General features: G+C 69.2%; 11 protein-coding genes. 6 read left to right on the forward strand and 5 right to left on the reverse strand.

Features of this window, described 5'->3' with window-relative positions:
• The first annotated feature begins 29 nt into the window (after window positions 1-29).
• Complete coding sequence (locus tag SLW56_RS12950; RefSeq protein WP_320694954.1) at window positions 30-2,885, forward strand: TonB-dependent receptor; 2,856 nt, start codon at window positions 30-32, stop codon at window positions 2,883-2,885.
• 547 nt (window positions 2,886-3,432) lie between these two features.
• Here SLW56_RS12950 and SLW56_RS12955 read toward each other — a convergent pair.
• Entirely contained in the window at window positions 3,433-4,548 is a 1,116-nt protein-coding gene (locus SLW56_RS12955) for a response regulator (RefSeq protein WP_267099649.1), read from the reverse strand.
• A gap of 158 nt (window positions 4,549-4,706) precedes the next feature.
• On the reverse strand, window positions 4,707-5,240 hold the full coding sequence (gene ppa, locus SLW56_RS12960; protein ID WP_017917485.1) for an inorganic diphosphatase: 534 nt from the start codon (window positions 5,238-5,240) through the stop codon (window positions 4,707-4,709).
• Window positions 5,241-5,438: 198 nt separating this feature from the next.
• Between ppa and SLW56_RS12965 the strand changes: the two genes are divergently transcribed.
• Complete coding sequence (locus SLW56_RS12965; protein ID WP_267099648.1) at window positions 5,439-5,927, forward strand: hypothetical protein; 489 nt, start codon at window positions 5,439-5,441, stop codon at window positions 5,925-5,927.
• Window positions 5,928-5,983: 56 nt separating this feature from the next.
• On the opposite strand, the gene SLW56_RS12970 is transcribed toward SLW56_RS12965, so the two are convergent.
• The gene (locus tag SLW56_RS12970; RefSeq protein ID WP_017910504.1) at window positions 5,984-8,011 is read right to left on the reverse strand and encodes a sodium-translocating pyrophosphatase; all 2,028 of its coding nucleotides are present in this window, start codon (window positions 8,009-8,011) and stop codon (window positions 5,984-5,986) included.
• Window positions 8,012-8,268: 257 nt separating this feature from the next.
• On the opposite strand from SLW56_RS12970, the gene SLW56_RS12975 reads away from it, so the two are divergent.
• Window positions 8,269-8,808, forward strand: coding sequence for a hypothetical protein (locus SLW56_RS12975; RefSeq protein WP_148829579.1), 540 nt, complete (start codon window positions 8,269-8,271; stop codon window positions 8,806-8,808).
• Between the two features lie 244 nt (window positions 8,809-9,052).
• On the opposite strand, the gene SLW56_RS12980 is transcribed toward SLW56_RS12975, so the two are convergent.
• Window positions 9,053-9,316 (reverse strand): DUF6434 domain-containing protein, encoded by a 264-nt coding sequence (locus tag SLW56_RS12980; protein ID WP_295914556.1) that lies wholly within the window; start codon window positions 9,314-9,316, stop codon window positions 9,053-9,055.
• Between the two features lie 191 nt (window positions 9,317-9,507).
• Window positions 9,508-10,764, reverse strand: a complete 1,257-nt coding sequence (locus tag SLW56_RS12985; RefSeq protein WP_267092759.1) for a 6-phosphofructokinase — start codon at window positions 10,762-10,764, stop codon at window positions 9,508-9,510.
• 145 nt (window positions 10,765-10,909) lie between these two features.
• Between SLW56_RS12985 and SLW56_RS12990 the strand changes: the two genes are divergently transcribed.
• The 3 genes from SLW56_RS12990 to SLW56_RS13000 all read left to right on the forward strand — a co-directional run bounded on the left by SLW56_RS12990 (window position 10,910) and on the right by SLW56_RS13000 (window position 14,074).
• Window positions 10,910-11,473, forward strand: a complete 564-nt coding sequence (locus SLW56_RS12990; protein ID WP_010343370.1) for an adenylate kinase — start codon at window positions 10,910-10,912, stop codon at window positions 11,471-11,473.
• 551 nt (window positions 11,474-12,024) lie between these two features.
• Window positions 12,025-13,464, forward strand: coding sequence for a UDP-N-acetylmuramate:L-alanyl-gamma-D-glutamyl-meso-diaminopimelate ligase (mpl, locus tag SLW56_RS12995; RefSeq protein WP_320694955.1), 1,440 nt, complete (start codon window positions 12,025-12,027; stop codon window positions 13,462-13,464).
• 28 nt (window positions 13,465-13,492) lie between these two features.
• Window positions 13,493-14,074 (forward strand): LON peptidase substrate-binding domain-containing protein, encoded by a 582-nt coding sequence (locus SLW56_RS13000; protein ID WP_152180999.1) that lies wholly within the window; start codon window positions 13,493-13,495, stop codon window positions 14,072-14,074.
• Window positions 14,075-14,270 lie beyond the last annotated feature (196 nt).

The following is a 14,270-nucleotide window of genomic DNA, read 5'->3' on the forward strand; positions in this document are numbered from 1 at the left end:
ACGCCCCTAACGTTACCCTGGAGAGATTGATGAACCTTCGCACTCCCGCAGTGCGGCTGGGCTTGCTGCCCGCCAGCATCGCGATCGCGTTGACGCCGGCGATTGCCGGCGCGCAAGAAGCCGCCGCCTCGTCCACCACCACGCTGGACCGGATCGAAATCACCGGTTCGCGCATCCGTAGCGCCGACGTCGAAACCCAGCAGCCGATCCTGACCCTGGACCGCCAGGCGCTGGAGCGCCAGGGCTACACCTCGGTCGCCGACGTGCTGCAGAACCTGACCTCGGCCGGTTCCCCGGCGATCTCGCGCGCCGATGCGCTGGCCTCCGGCGAAAACGTCGGCGGCTACTACGTCGACCTGCGCAACCTCGGTGCCGCGCGCACCCTGGTGCTGCTGAACGGCAAGCGCCTGGGCGCGACCACCTCCGGCCTGCAGGACCTGAGCCAGGTCCCGATGGCGGCGATCGAGCGCATCGAAGTGCTGAAGGACGGCGCCTCGTCGATCTACGGCTCCGACGCCATTGCCGGCGTGGTCAACGTCATCACCCGCAAGCGCTTCGACGGCGCCGAAGTCTCGGCCGAGTTCGGCCAGTTCGGCGAAGGCGACGGCAAGACCTCGCAGTACTCCTTCACCATCGGCACCCAGGGCGAGCGCGGTGGCGTGGCGCTGACCGCCGAGTATTCCAAGCAGGATCCGGTGTTCGCCAAGAACCGTTGGTTCAGCCGCGACGGCAGCCGTGGCCCGAACTCGACGCCGAGCGGCTGGAGTCCGATCAGCCAGAACGGCAGCTGGTGCAACCCGCTGACCGTGGATTGCTCGGATCCGGAAGTCGCTGTGTGGCAGACGCTGAACCAGGGCGGCAACCCGAACAATCCGGCCGACTACCACCCGCTGACGGCGGCCGAGCGTGCCAACTCCAACCAGCAGATGATGGTGCAGACCGGCATCGAGCGTAAGTCGGTGTTCGCCAACGCCAACTACGACCTGACCGACTCGATCGTCTTCAACGCCGACGTGCTCTACAACGAGCGCACCACCGATCAGCAGATCGCCGGCTATCCGTACCAGTCCGCCGCGTTCGGCACCCCGCTGGCCGGCGACAGCGCGTTCAACCCGATCGGCCAGGACATCGACTTCCGCCGCCGCCTCTGGGAAGTGCCGCGTACCACCGAGAGCAAGCTGAAGACCACGCGCTTCGCGCCGACCATCAGCGGCTCCTTCGAGTTCGCCGACAAGAGCTGGGACTGGGACGTCGGTGCGCTGTGGAACCGCAACGAGAGCACCAAGACCGGTCACGGCGACATGAGCCTGATCGCGGCGCGCCAGGCGCTGGGTTCGTCCTTCATCAACGCCAATGGCGTCGCCCAGTGCGGTACCGCCGCCGCGCCGGTGTCGCTGAGCGCCTGCCGCCCGTGGAACCCGCTGCTGCCGTACGGCGTGGCTGGCCCGGGTTCGCTGGCCGATGCGGACACCCAGGCGTTCCTGTTCCCGTACTTCACCGATACCGGCCTGACCAAGACCACCAGCTACACCGCCAACCTGAGCGGTACCCTGGCGACGTTGCCGGCAGGCGACCTCGGCATCGCGGTCGGCTACGAGCACCGCAAGGAAGAAGGCCGCTTCTCGCCGGACGCCTTCGCGCAGTCGGGTGAGAGCACCGGCCTGGGCGCCAAGACCACCTCCGGCAACTACGATCTGGACGAGTTCTACCTCGAGTTGAACGTGCCGATCCTGGCCGACATGGCGTTCGCCAAGCAGCTGACCCTGAACCTGGCCAGCCGCTACTCCGACTACAGCAACTTCGGCGACACGGTGAACTCCAAGTTCGGCTTCACCTGGAAGCCGATCGACGAGTTGCTGGTCCGTGGCACCTACGCCGAGGGCTTCCGCGCCCCGACGATCAGCGATCTGTACGGCGGCCTGAACAGCAGCTTCGAGTCGTACATCGATCCGTGCGGCGTGGGTGCGCCGAACAGCGTCAACGGCAATGCGGCGTGCAGCGCGGCCGGCGTGCCGGTCGGCTACACCCAGCTGGGCCAGGGCTACGTGCCGTGTTCGACCCTTCCTTGCCAGACCCCGGACGAGTTCATCAGCGGCTCCAACCCGAACCTGCGTCCGGAGACCTCCACCAGCAAGACCGCCGGTCTGGTGTGGAGCCCGCGCTGGGTGCAGGGCCTGGACATCTCGCTGGATTGGTACCGCTACGAGATCAAGGACATGATCATCGCCGATAGCGTCGACCGCATCCTGCGCGACTGCTACGTGCTGGGCAATGCCGAGCGCTGCGCCGGCGTGACCCGCGCCGCCGACGGCCACATCTCGGCAATGACCTACGGTGTGGCCAACCTCGGCCAGATGGAGACCGAAGGCTACGATCTGGGCATCCGCTACCGTCTGCCGGAAATGGCGTTCGGCAAGATCATGATCGACTGGCAGACCAGCTACGTCAGCAAGTACGACGAAGCCGGCCAGAACGCCGCGGGCGACAACATCACCATCGGCAGTGTCGGTACTCCGGGCATCTTCCGCGTGCGTTCCAACCTGGGCGTGAACTGGACGATGGGCGACTTCGGTGTGAACTACACCCTGCGCTACTACTCCGGCATGAAGGAAAAGTGCATCTCGCGCGCCGCTGACTACTGCGATGCGCCGGACCACTTTGCCAATGGCGAAGCCGATCCGCTGCGTCACACCGGTGCCAACACCTTCCACGACCTGCAGGTCAACTGGAGGGCGCCGTGGGACGCGACGATCGCCATTGGTGCGAACAACGTGTTCGACCACCGCGGTCCGCTGATGTACTCGGCCCCGGACAGCAGCTTCGCCTACTACGGCGGCTTCGACATCGGTCGCTACGTGTACATGAAGTACACCCAGCGCTTCTGATCGAGCTGTTTGCGTGACACGAAGACGGGCCGCAAGGCCCGTCTTTTTTTGTGCCTGCGCGGCGTGTGTGACGTGGCGTGCCGGGCGGCGGGCAGGCGGTTGGCGAGCTGGGGCGTGGCGCATGGCCGGTGCTTCCTCGCGTTCGCGTCGCTGCCAGTGGTCCGGCGACCGGTGGCGATGCGACGCAAGGCGACTTGGCATCGCGTGCCGGCGTCATGAACTCGCTGTGGCCGAATGCAACTGCTCCTACGTCAGCGCGCGTCGCGCCGTCGTGGGGGATGGATGCCCTCACGTAGTTCCTCTCGCGGCCACTACACGCTGCGAGGGACAGGGGGAAGCGACTCTCGCCTTGACGCGGGATGGGGCAATCGACGCACCACTGCAGGGGCGCGCGGCGGACCATCGCGCGGATTGGGCGGCTGGCGAGCCGCGATGGCGGCGCGAGAGGCGCCGAAAGACGCGTGCCAACGGCAGCGAGGACGCCGGCGAAGTGCAGAAGGCACCATCCGGCGCACGCGGCGGCAGGCCGCGCGCGCCACGGTCGGGCTCAGGCAGAGGTCAGTCCCATCAGGTTCTCGGCATGCTCGCGCCAGCTCGGCAGCTTGTTGAGCATGCCGGTCTTGGAGAGGTACTCCTCGTCGACCTCCGAGCCGCTGGCCAGCGCCATCGCCACGTGCACCGCGCCGGTGACCCAGAAGCTGCGGGTGCTGGAACGCTGCGGCTGGCGATGGAAGGCCACCGCCTCGATGATCGGCATCGGCAGGCCCCACAGGCCCAGCAGGTAGGCACCGGCTTCGGCATGGCCCGGCCGGGTATCGTTGGCATCGGTGGGCGGCTCGCGCTCGTCGCGCACGCCCGGCAGCAGCAGGCCGATGTCGGCCAGCAGCGCCGCGGTCGAACCCAGTTCCACGCTGGAAGCCGGCAGCATCTTCGCGGCCAGCTTGGACGCCAGCAGCGAGCGCTGCTGCAGCGCGTTGCGCTCGACGTTGGACAGCGCCTGCACCGAGAACACCTCGCTGGCCAGGACCAGGTCGCGCAGGGTGGCGGTGCCCAGCCGGGTGACGGCGGTACGCAGGTCGGAAATGGTGCGGCCGTTGGAGAAGAACGCCGAATTGCACAGCTGCAGCACCTTGGCCGCGATCGCCGGGTCGGCCGAGACCAGCTTGGCCAGGTCGGCGGCGTTGCTGCCTTCGTCCTGCTCCAGCGCATGCATCAGGCTCAGGTACAGATGCGGCGGCGAGGGCAGCTTCTCGATGCGGCCGATGCTGGAACGCAGGCGCGGGTTGCCCAGCAGTTCCTGCAGTTCCTCCAGGCTGGTGACCGCCTCCAGCAGCATTTCCGGGGACAGCGGCAGCGGCAGGAACCGGTGGGCCACGCCGATGATCCGCGCCGGCGGCGCGCGATTGCTCTGTTCGGCCTCGATCAGCGCGATGCGGATGGTTTCCGGGCTCAGCGTGCGGATCTGGCCGAGCAGGGTGGCGGTGGTCAGGTCCGGCAGCGTCGGCGCGGCGATCACCGCATCCAGGCGCACCGTGGCCGCCGCGGCGATCGCGGCATTGCCGTCGGCAACGCTCTGGACCTGCCAGTCGTCGCCAAGATCGCGAATGTATTCAGTGACTTCGGACGGAAGGCTGGCTTCGTCGCCGACGAACAGGATGCGCAAGAGTCTGTCCCCCAAGAAGAGCCGGATCGCGGACGGACCGGGCTCGGTGATGCCATGGCGCAATGTACCGCAAACCCCGAAGGGCGGCGCCCCGGCAACGGCAAAACGTGAAACGGATCAGCCACGGCGGGGCGGCAGCGCCCCGCCGTGGCGGCGGCTCAGGCGCCGGCTTCGAATCGGGTCACGGACTCGCGCAGGATGCGCTTGGCTTCCTCGGCGTTGCCCCAGCCGTCGAGCTTGACCCACTTGCCCTTCTCCAGGTCCTTGTAGTGCTCGAAGAAGTGGCCGATGCGCTCCATCCAGTGGCCGGACACCTGGGTGATGTCCTCGATGTGCGCATAGCCCTGGAACACCTTGGCCACCGGCACCGCCAGGATCTTCTCGTCGCTGCCGGCCTCGTCGCTCATCTTCAGCACGCCGACCGGGCGGCAGCGCACCACGCAGCCGGGCACCAGCGGCAGCGGCAGCACCACCAGCACGTCGGCCGGGTCGCCGTCGCCGCACAGGGTATTGGGCACGTAGCCGTAGTTGCACGGGTAGCGCATCGGGGTGGAGAGAATGCGGTCGACGAAGATGGCGCCGCTGGCCTTGTCCACTTCGTACTTGACCGGCTCGGAATCCTTCGGGATTTCGATGACGACGTTGATTTCTTCCGGCAGGTTCTTGCCGGAGGTGACCAGTTCCAGACCCATGCGCTAGCTCCAGTGGAGTGGCTTCTAAAGAGGCAGGCATTCTAGTCGGTTGGCTGTTGCAATGCAGCGCACGGCGGTTCGGAGGATTCCTACAGCGGTTTCGGACTCCATACCGGCCCGCATGGGGCGCATTCCGATGGTGCCGGAATCGGGTGGCGGCGATCCTGTGGCCACTGTCCCCACCCAAGGAGCAAGACGATGAACGGAATCCGGCAATCGATGCTGCCGCTGCTGGCGGTGCTGGTCCTGGCCTGCGGCGCTGCGCAGGCGCAACAGGCGCAACCGGCCTACGTGGATGCGATGGACTATCCCGCCCCGGGCGAGGGCTGGGAGGCGTTCTCCGACCTGGAGCGACGGCTGGCGCACGACTTCGACCAGCTCTGCGGCGACACCTTCTGCGAAGGCGACTACAGCGACTACCGGCCGCTGCGCTATCGCTGCTCGGTGCGCCAGCGCGACGGGGTGATCGGGGAGTGCATCTGGAGCTTCGGCGCCAGCGAGGCCAGTATCGATGCGGGCACCGGCCGGGTCGTGGTCGATGCGCGGCTATGGCACTGCCGGACCCCGCTGCAGCCGCAGACCCGGCTGCACGCGCTGTATGCGGCGCTGTCGGGCGAGCGGCCGCTGTTCGCGCCGCTGCCGCACAGCGAGCACAGCATCAACGACGGCCTGATCGACTGCCTGTAGCGGCAAAGGACGCGCAGCAGGCGCCGGCATGTCGCCGACGCCCGCTGCGCGTGTGGCTACAGCAGCGGCACCAGCAGCAACGCCACGATGTTGATGATCTTGATCAGCGGATTGATCGCCGGGCCGGCGGTGTCCTTGTACGGGTCGCCGACGGTGTCGCCGGTCACCGCGGCCTTGTGCGCCTCGCTGCCCTTGCCGCCGAAATGGCCGTCCTCGATGTACTTCTTGGCGTTGTCCCAGGCGCCGCCGCCGGTGGTCATGGAGATGGCCACGAACAGCCCGGTGACGATGGTGCCGATCAGCAGGCCGCCGAGCGCGCGCGGGCCCAGCAACAGGCCGACCACGATCGGCACCGCCACCGGCAGCAACGAGGGCACGATCATTTCGCGGATCGCCGAGCGGGTCAGCATGTCCACCGCGCGGTCGTACTGCGGCTTGCCGGTGCCCTGCATGATGCCGGCGATCTCGCGGAACTGCCGCCGCACTTCCTCCACCACCGCGCCGGCGGCACGGCCGACCGCTTCCATCGCCATCGCGCCGAACAGGTAGGGGATCAGGCCGCCGATCAGCAGGCCGATGATCACCGTATGGTCCGATAGATCGAAGGCGAAGGTTTCGGTGGGGTGCGCGGCGCGCAGGTTGTGGGTGTAGTCGGCGAACAGCACCAGCGCCGCCAGCGCCGCCGAGCCGATCGCATAACCCTTGGTCACGGCCTTGGTGGTGTTGCCGACCGCGTCCAGCGGGTCGGTGACCGCGCGTACCTCCGGCGGCAGTTCCGCCATCTCGGCGATGCCGCCGGCGTTGTCGGTGATCGGGCCGTACGCATCCAGCGCCACGATCATGCCGGCCATCGACAGCATCGCGGTGGCGGCGATGGCGATGCCGTACAGGCCCGACAGCGCGAACGCGCCCCAGATCGCGGCGCACACCGCGATCACCGGCAGCGCAGTGGACTTCATCGAGATGCCCAGGCCGGCGATGATGTTGGTGCCATGGCCGGTGGTCGAGGCCTGCGCCACGTGCTGCACCGGCTTGTACTGGGTGCCGGTGTAGTACTCGGTGATCCACACGATCAGCCCGGTCAGCGCCAGGCCGATCAGCGCGCAGCCGTAGAGCTTGCCGGCACCGGCGGCGGTGTCGCCCATCAGTTGCTGGGTCACCGGCCAGAACGCCAGCGCCGCCAGCACCGCCGAGACCACCACGCCCTTGTACAGCGCGCCCATGATCGAGCCGCCCGGGCGCACGCGCACGAAGAAGGTGCCGACGATCGAGGCGACGATCGACACCCCGCCCAGCACCAGCGGATACAGCACCGCGTTGCGCCCCGCCTCGGCGGCCATCAGCCCGCCCAGCAGCATCGTCGCGATCACCGTGACCGCGTAGGTCTCGAACAGGTCGGCGGCCATGCCGGCGCAGTCGCCGACGTTGTCGCCGACGTTGTCGGCGATCACCGCCGGGTTGCGCGGATCGTCCTCGGGGATGCCGGCCTCGACCTTGCCGACCAGGTCCGCGCCGACGTCGGCGCCCTTGGTGAAGATGCCACCGCCCAGGCGCGCGAAGATCGAGATCAGCGAACTGCCGAAGGCCAGGCCGACCAGCGCATGCAGGCTGTCGCCCACGCTGTGTCCCAGCCATTGCAGCAGGCCGTAGTAGCCGGCCACGCCGATCAGGCCCAGCCCGACCACCAGCATGCCGGTGATCGCGCCGCCGCGGAACGCGACCGCCATCGCCGGCGCCAGCCCGCGCCGCGCCGCTTCGGCGGTACGCACGTTGGCGCGCACCGACAGGTTCATGCCGATGTAGCCGGCGACCCCGGACAGCACCGCGCCGATCGCGAAGCCGCCGGCGGTGTACCAGCTCAGGAACACCCCGACCAGCACCAGCAGGACCGCGCCGGCGATGGCGATGGTCAGGTACTGTCGGTTGAGGTAGGCGCGGGCGCCTTCCTGGATCGCATCGGCGATCTGCCGCATGCGTTCGTTGCCGGCGGGCTGCGCCAGGATCCAGCGCGTGGAGACGATGCCGTAGAGCACCGCCAGAGCCGCGCACGCCAGTGCCACGGTGACCGCATATCGTTCCAGCATGACCCCTCCCAAGGATGTGGATGGCGCCCAAGCGCTGGACATACCGGGGGATCACACCGTAGGAGCTGAAGCATGCAACGACTCCGCGGCCACAACGCGCGCCGCTGGTGCGTATCGCAATGTCATCTGGCCTGAACGTGGGCGAGTATGCGCCTGCCTCCGTGATGCCGCCAGCGACCAGGCAGGGCGTCTCACTTTTGGCGTGCGGTTCAGTCTGTGCGTGGCAGCGTGGCGCATCGCTTCCCAGGAGCCCTCCGATGCAATCGACGATTTCCCCAAGGCTGCGCGCACGCGCCTCGATCCTGGCCCTCGGCCTGTGTGCGCTGGCGCCGCTGGCCGCTGCAGCCGCCGACCCGACCCCGGAACTGCAGCGCCCGGCCAGCGCGCCGCAGGCGGTGGGCGTGGTGCATACCATCCGCCAGATCCCCGAGGCCTGCGTGCGCTTCGAGGGCGAGTACACCGGCGATGCGGCGCAGCCCTACCGCTTCTCCGCGGTGCGCAGCAGCCCGACCTGCCAGCCGCGCGCCAGGCTGGTCGAGTTCGATCAGGCCAAGCCCAGCGAGGCCACCGGTTGGAAGTTCAACGATCTGATCCGCGTGCCCAGCGCCGCCTGTCCGTCGCAGCAGGCGGTGGTGCGGGTGTGGCGCAAGCCGGTGGCGCTGAACACCGAGCGCGATGGTCAGGGCCAGTCGCGGATCTATCTGGAAGAGGCCAAGCAGCAGGCGGCCGCCGGCAAGGTCCCGCAGGTGCCGCAGTTCACCGCGCAGATGACGGTGGAAGGCAAGGCCTGCCGCTGAGCGGGAGGATTGCCGAGCCGCCTCGGCCGTCACGCCCTGCATCGCGCAGGCAGGGCGGCCGCGACCCGCGCTGCGTATGCGCCACGGTAACGTGGCTGTCGTGAGGCCGCACAGGCACGGCGCATGCGATCCCTCGACGCCTGCGTAAAGCAGGATCCAGGACAGGCTTGGCGGCTTTGCGCTTTGCGTTGCTGTCGCACTTCTTGACCGTCGCCGATCCGTCGCATGCGGCGCGCGCGGAGCCTCAGGTCGGCACGTTGCCGGTGTGCCGTCGCCGCCATTCGTCGGCGACGTCGCCCATGGTCTTGGCGACGCCATTCCTGATCCAGGCCATGAACGCGCGGTCGAACGCGAAGCCGTCGCCGCACATGGTCACGAGGAAGCGGCGCACGTTCTGCGTGTTGCGATAGTGCTCGTCCACCGGCGTCGCACGGGTGATGGGGTCGCTGTGCCAATCGAAGCGCACGTGGCCGCACGCGCTGCTTGGGTCTTCGTGCGTGTTGCGCATCCTGGTGGCCTCGTCTTCTCTCAAGCTGCAGGCAATCCGACATCCGTGGTGGATGCGCCAGGACCCCTGCAGCGTCCTGTCGCGTCCCCCGATCGGTCCGGCGCAGCGCCTGCAGAGGCTGGCGCCAACGGCGACATCCCGCGCGCGACGGCATGCGCCGATGACGTCATGCCGATCGTGCGCCCGCGCTGTCAGCCCTCCCAGGCCGGCAGCTTCTTCTTCACCGCCACGTTCTTCAGCGCCACGTACTTGGGCAGGCCGTCCGTGCCGTAGGGCAGCGGCGCCTCGCCGCGGATCAGCGGCTGCAAGTAGCGGCGCGCCTTGTCGGTGATGCCGAAGCCATCCTTGCGCAGGAAACCGGCGGGCATCTTCTTCTCGTGGTTGGCGACCTTGTGCAGTGGCGCCGCCTCGATCTTCCAGCGGTACGGCGCATCGCTGCTGCGCACGATCGCCGGCATCACCGCGTTCATGCCCTTCAGCGCGAACTGCACCGCGGCCTTGCCGACCGCCTGCGCCTGCTCCCAGTCGGTGCGCGAAGCCAGGTGGCGGGCCGAACGCTGCAGGTAGTCGGGCAGGGTCCAGTGCACCTTGTAGCCGAGTTCGGCCTTGACCTTGCCGGCCAGGTAGGACGCCACGCCGCCGAGCTGGCTGTGGCCGAACGCATCGGTGCCGCCGCCGGCATCGGCGACGAAGCGGCCGTCGGCGGTCTGGATGCCTTCGCTGGCCACCACCACGCACCAGCCGACCTTGTCCACCACCTTGCGCACCTGCGCCAGGAAGGCGGCCTCGTCGTAGGCGCGTTCGGGGAACAGGATGATCTGCGGCGCGTCGCCCGGCGATTGCGCGGCCAGTCCGGCGGCGGCGGCCAGCCAGCCGGCATGGCGGCCCATGGCCTCGTAGACAAATACCTTGGTCGAGGTTTCGGCCATCGCCGCCACGTCCAGCGCCGCCTCGCGCACCGACACCGCGGTGTACTTGGCCGCCGAGCCGAAGCCCGGGCAGGTGTCGGTGACCGCCAGGTCGTTGTCGATGGTCTTGGGCACGCCGATGCAGTGCAGCGGGTAGCCGAACGCCTGCGCCAGCTGCGAGACCTTCCACGCGGTGTCGGCCGAATCGTTGCCGCCGTTGTAGAGGAAGTAGCGCACGTCGTGCGCCTGCAGTACCTGCAGCAGGCGCTCGTATTTGGCGCGGTCGGCCTCCAGCGACTTGAGCTTGTAGCGGCACGAGCCGAACGCGCCGCCGGGTGTATGGGCCAGCGCGGCGATCGCCGCCGCCGACTCCTTGGAGGTGTCGATCAGGTCCTCGCGCAGCGCGCCGAGGATGCCGTTGCGCGCGGCCAGCACCTTGACCTTGCGCGCCCGCGCTTCGCCGATGACGGCGGCGGCGCTGGCGTTGATGACGGCGGTGACGCCGCCGGACTGGGCGTACAGCAGGGTGCCTTGGGCCATGGTCGGGGTTCGCTCCTGGGGTGGGGACATTGCCGGGACATTGCCCGGATGCGGTAAGCTGGGGATCTAGCGGTGCAGCGCAGGCGTGGCCCCCGAGTCTAACGCCGCCGGCCGCGCACGGTACTTTCCTCGAGGAGTCAGGTTGATGCGATTGGTTCTGTTGGGACCGCCCGGATCGGGCAAGGGCACGCAGGCGGCCCGCCTGAAGGACAAGCTGCAGATCCCGCACATCTCCACCGGCGATCTGCTGCGCGCCGAAGTCGCCGCCGGCACCCCGTTGGGCGTGCAGGCCAAGGAAGTGATGGCGCGCGGCGACCTGGTCTCCGACGACATCCTGCTCGGCATGCTCGAATCGCGCCTCGGCCGCGACGACGTGCGCAACGGCTTCATCCTCGACGGCTACCCGCGCAACCTGGCCCAGGCCGGCGCGCTGGACGAACTGCTGGCCAAGCTCGGCCAGCCGCTGGACGCGGTGGTGCAGCTGGACGTGGCCAACGAACTGCTGGTCGAGCGCATCGCCGGCCGCGCCAAGGCCGAAGGCCGCGAGGACGACAATCCCGAGTCGGTGCGCAAGCGCCTGCAGGTCTACACCGATTCGACCGCGCCGGTGATCGGCTTCTACGACAAGCGCGGCACGCTGGCGCGAGTGGATGGCGTCGGCTCGCTGGACGAGGTGCTCGCCCGCATCCTGGCGGCGATCGGCCGCTGAGGCGGCCCGGCACGCCGGCGCCCGCCGCGGGTGCCGGTCGTGCAGACGGCGCCGTACCGGTGGCGGTGCGCCTCCCGTCACGACGCGCCACGCCCGCCCGTACGAGCGGTTTCCGCCGCGACACGCATACCTGGTAAGGCACGCCGCGGCTGAAACCGCTCCTGCGGCGGTAAAGCGACGTAAGGACATGTCCTGCTGCGCTGCGCACAGCGAGTGGCCACCGTGGGCGCGCATCCCGCCTGCCAATGGAGGGCAGGGATCGGGGAAAGAAGGTGCCAGCGAACGGGCTTGCTCAGAGCCCCACGACATGAGCTCCCTTGGGGATGGTCTCTTGGGGAGTAGAACCACAGGGTGTCGAGGCTGGCCCGTTCATTCTCGGCGTCGGCTCCCGACTTGCCTATCGGGGACTTTCCTCAGCGGATGTGGGGGATTCCCTACTTGACGGCGCCGCGCCACGATTGCCCCGGATCGGTCCCACGGCCTGCCTGCCACGGCCAACGGCCGCACCTGCGCCGGTTTGCGTGCGCCGGGGGATCGGCGACAATCCGGCCATGAGCAAGATCCATATTCTCGGCATCGCCGGTACGTTCATGGGCGGTGTCGCCGCGCTGGCGCGCGAACTCGGCCATGCGGTCGAGGGCAGCGACCAGGCGATCTACCCGCCGATGTCCACGCAGCTGGAACACCTTGGCATCGCGCTGAAGCAGGGCTACCTGCCCGAGCACATCGCCGCGGACTGCGACCAGGTGATCGTCGGCAACGCGCTGTCGCGCGGCAACGCGGCGGTGGAGGCGGTGCTCGACGCCGGGCGCGCCTACACCTCGGGTGCGCAATGGTTGAGCGAACAGGTGCTGCCGGGGCGCGACACCCTGGCCGTGGCCGGCACTCACGGCAAGACCACCACCACCAGCATCCTGACCTGGCTGCTGCAGGCCGCCGGGCGCGAGCCGGGCTTTCTGATCGGCGGAGTGGCCGAGGATTTCGGCGTGTCCGCGCGGCTGGGGTTGCCGGTCGCCCAACCCTCATCCGGCGCTGCGCGCCACCTTCTCCCGGAGGGAGAAGGACATCAGGAGCCGGCCCTGGAGGGCCGCCCGCTGTTTGTGGTCGAGGCCGACGAGTACGACACCGCGTTCTTCGACAAGCGCAGCAAGTTCGTGCACTACCGGCCGCTGGTGGCGATTCTCAACAACCTCGAGTACGACCACGCCGACATCTTCCCCGACGTCGCCGCGATCCAGCGCCAGTTTCACCATCTGGTGCGGACCGTGCCGCGCCGCGGGCGGCTGATCGTCAACGGCGAGGACGCGCACCTGCGCGAGGTGCTGGCGATGGGCTGCTGGACCCCGGTGGAGCGCTTCGGCTTCGATCCCGGCTTCGACTGGAGCGCGCGTCTGATCGCTGCCGACGGCAGCCGCTTCGCGGTGCTGCACCAGGGCCGCGAACTGGGCGAGGTGGACTGGCCGCTGCTCGGCCGCCACAACGTGATGAACGCGCTGGCCGCGCTGGCCGCCGCCCATGCGGTGGGCGTGGTGCCGGCGCAGGTGATGCCGGCGCTGGCGCGCTTCCGCAGCGTCAAGCGGCGCCTGGAAGTGCTCGGCCAGGCGCAGGGCATCACCGTTTACGACGACTTCGCCCACCATCCCACCGCCATCCGCACCACGCTCGAAGGCCTGCGCGCCAAGGTCGGTGCCGCGCGCATCGTGGTGGCGATGGAGCCGCGCAGCAATTCGATGCGGCTGGGTGCGCATGCCGAAGCGCTGGCGCCGTCGCTGGAGGCCGCCGACGCGGTGGTGTTCCTGCAGCGGCCGGAACTGGCCTGGGATGCGGGCAAGGTGATCGCCGCGGTGCGCGGCGAGGCCTGCGCGGCGCCCGACGTGGACGCCCTGCTGGCCGCGCTGCAGGCGCAGGCGCGCGCCGGCGACCACGTGGTGTTCATGTCCAACGGCGGCTTCGACGGCGCGCCGCGTCGCTTCCTGGCCGCGCTGCAATGAGCGTCGTCGGGCACGGCGGAGCTGGCGCGTGAGCGCGCAGCGGAGCACGCTGCCGCTGTTCCCGCTGCACGCGGTGCTGCTGCCCGGCGCCTCGATCAAGCTGCGGGTGTTCGAGCGCCGCTACCTGGACCTGGTCCGCGAATGCGGGCGCAGCGACAGCGGCTTCGGCGTGTGCCTGATCCTGGACGGCAGCGAGACCGGCGCCCCGGCGGTGCCGGCGGCGTTCGGCACCGAGGCGCGCATCGTCGATTTCGATGTCGGCGCCGATGGCGTGCTGGTGCTGAGCCTGCGCGGCGCGCGGCGCTTCCACGTGCTGCGCAGCCGGGTCCGCGACAACGGCCTGGTGGTCGGCGACGTGGAATGGCGCGAGGCCGATGGCGACGACGAACTGCGTCCGCAGCATGCGCTGTTGGCGACCGTGCTCGACAGCATTCTCGACCAGGCCGCCGCGGTGTATCCGCTGGCCGGCCCGCGCCAGCTCGACCAGGCCGCCTGGGTCGGCTGGCGCATGGCCGAACTGCTGCCGCTGGACGAGCGCCAGCGCCTGTCGCTGCTGCAGGAAGACGACCCGCACGCGCGACTGGACCAGTTGCTGGCCTGGATTCCCTGAGCGAGGCAGGCGAGGGCGGTGTCGCCGTCCTGGCCTGACGTGGAGCGCGGCGGCCGGCATCCGTGCGGCGCTGCGCCATCATCGCCACGATCGCCGCGCGTTGTTCTCGATGGGTCATGCCACAGGCGGGCCACGTGCGCGCCGCAGCCGGCATTCAGCGCGCCGCTAGCAGGCGCGGGCCACGCTTGGCAGCGAT

This window comes from Xanthomonas sp. LF07-6, assembly GCF_034105445.1.
Lineage (GTDB): Bacteria > Pseudomonadota > Gammaproteobacteria > Xanthomonadales > Xanthomonadaceae > Xanthomonas_A > Xanthomonas_A sontii.

Excerpts from the sequence above, each read along its gene's own strand:
- SLW56_RS12980 (WP_295914556.1), bottom strand. The coding sequence starts at position 9,316 with ATGCGCAACACGCACGAAGACCCAAGCAGCGCGTGCGGCCACGTGCGC.
- SLW56_RS12950 (WP_320694954.1), top strand. The coding sequence starts at position 30 with ATGAACCTTCGCACTCCCGCAGTGCGGCTGGGCTTGCTGCCCGCCAGC.
- SLW56_RS12970 (WP_017910504.1), bottom strand. The coding sequence starts at position 8,011 with ATGCTGGAACGATATGCGGTCACCGTGGCACTGGCGTGCGCGGCTCTG.
- SLW56_RS12990 (WP_010343370.1), top strand. The coding sequence starts at position 10,910 with ATGCGATTGGTTCTGTTGGGACCGCCCGGATCGGGCAAGGGCACGCAG.
- ppa (WP_017917485.1), bottom strand. The coding sequence starts at position 5,240 with ATGGGTCTGGAACTGGTCACCTCCGGCAAGAACCTGCCGGAAGAAATC.
- mpl (WP_320694955.1), top strand. The coding sequence starts at position 12,025 with ATGAGCAAGATCCATATTCTCGGCATCGCCGGTACGTTCATGGGCGGT.
- SLW56_RS12985 (WP_267092759.1), bottom strand. The coding sequence starts at position 10,764 with ATGGCCCAAGGCACCCTGCTGTACGCCCAGTCCGGCGGCGTCACCGCC.
- SLW56_RS12965 (WP_267099648.1), top strand. The coding sequence starts at position 5,439 with ATGAACGGAATCCGGCAATCGATGCTGCCGCTGCTGGCGGTGCTGGTC.
- SLW56_RS12975 (WP_148829579.1), top strand. The coding sequence starts at position 8,269 with ATGCAATCGACGATTTCCCCAAGGCTGCGCGCACGCGCCTCGATCCTG.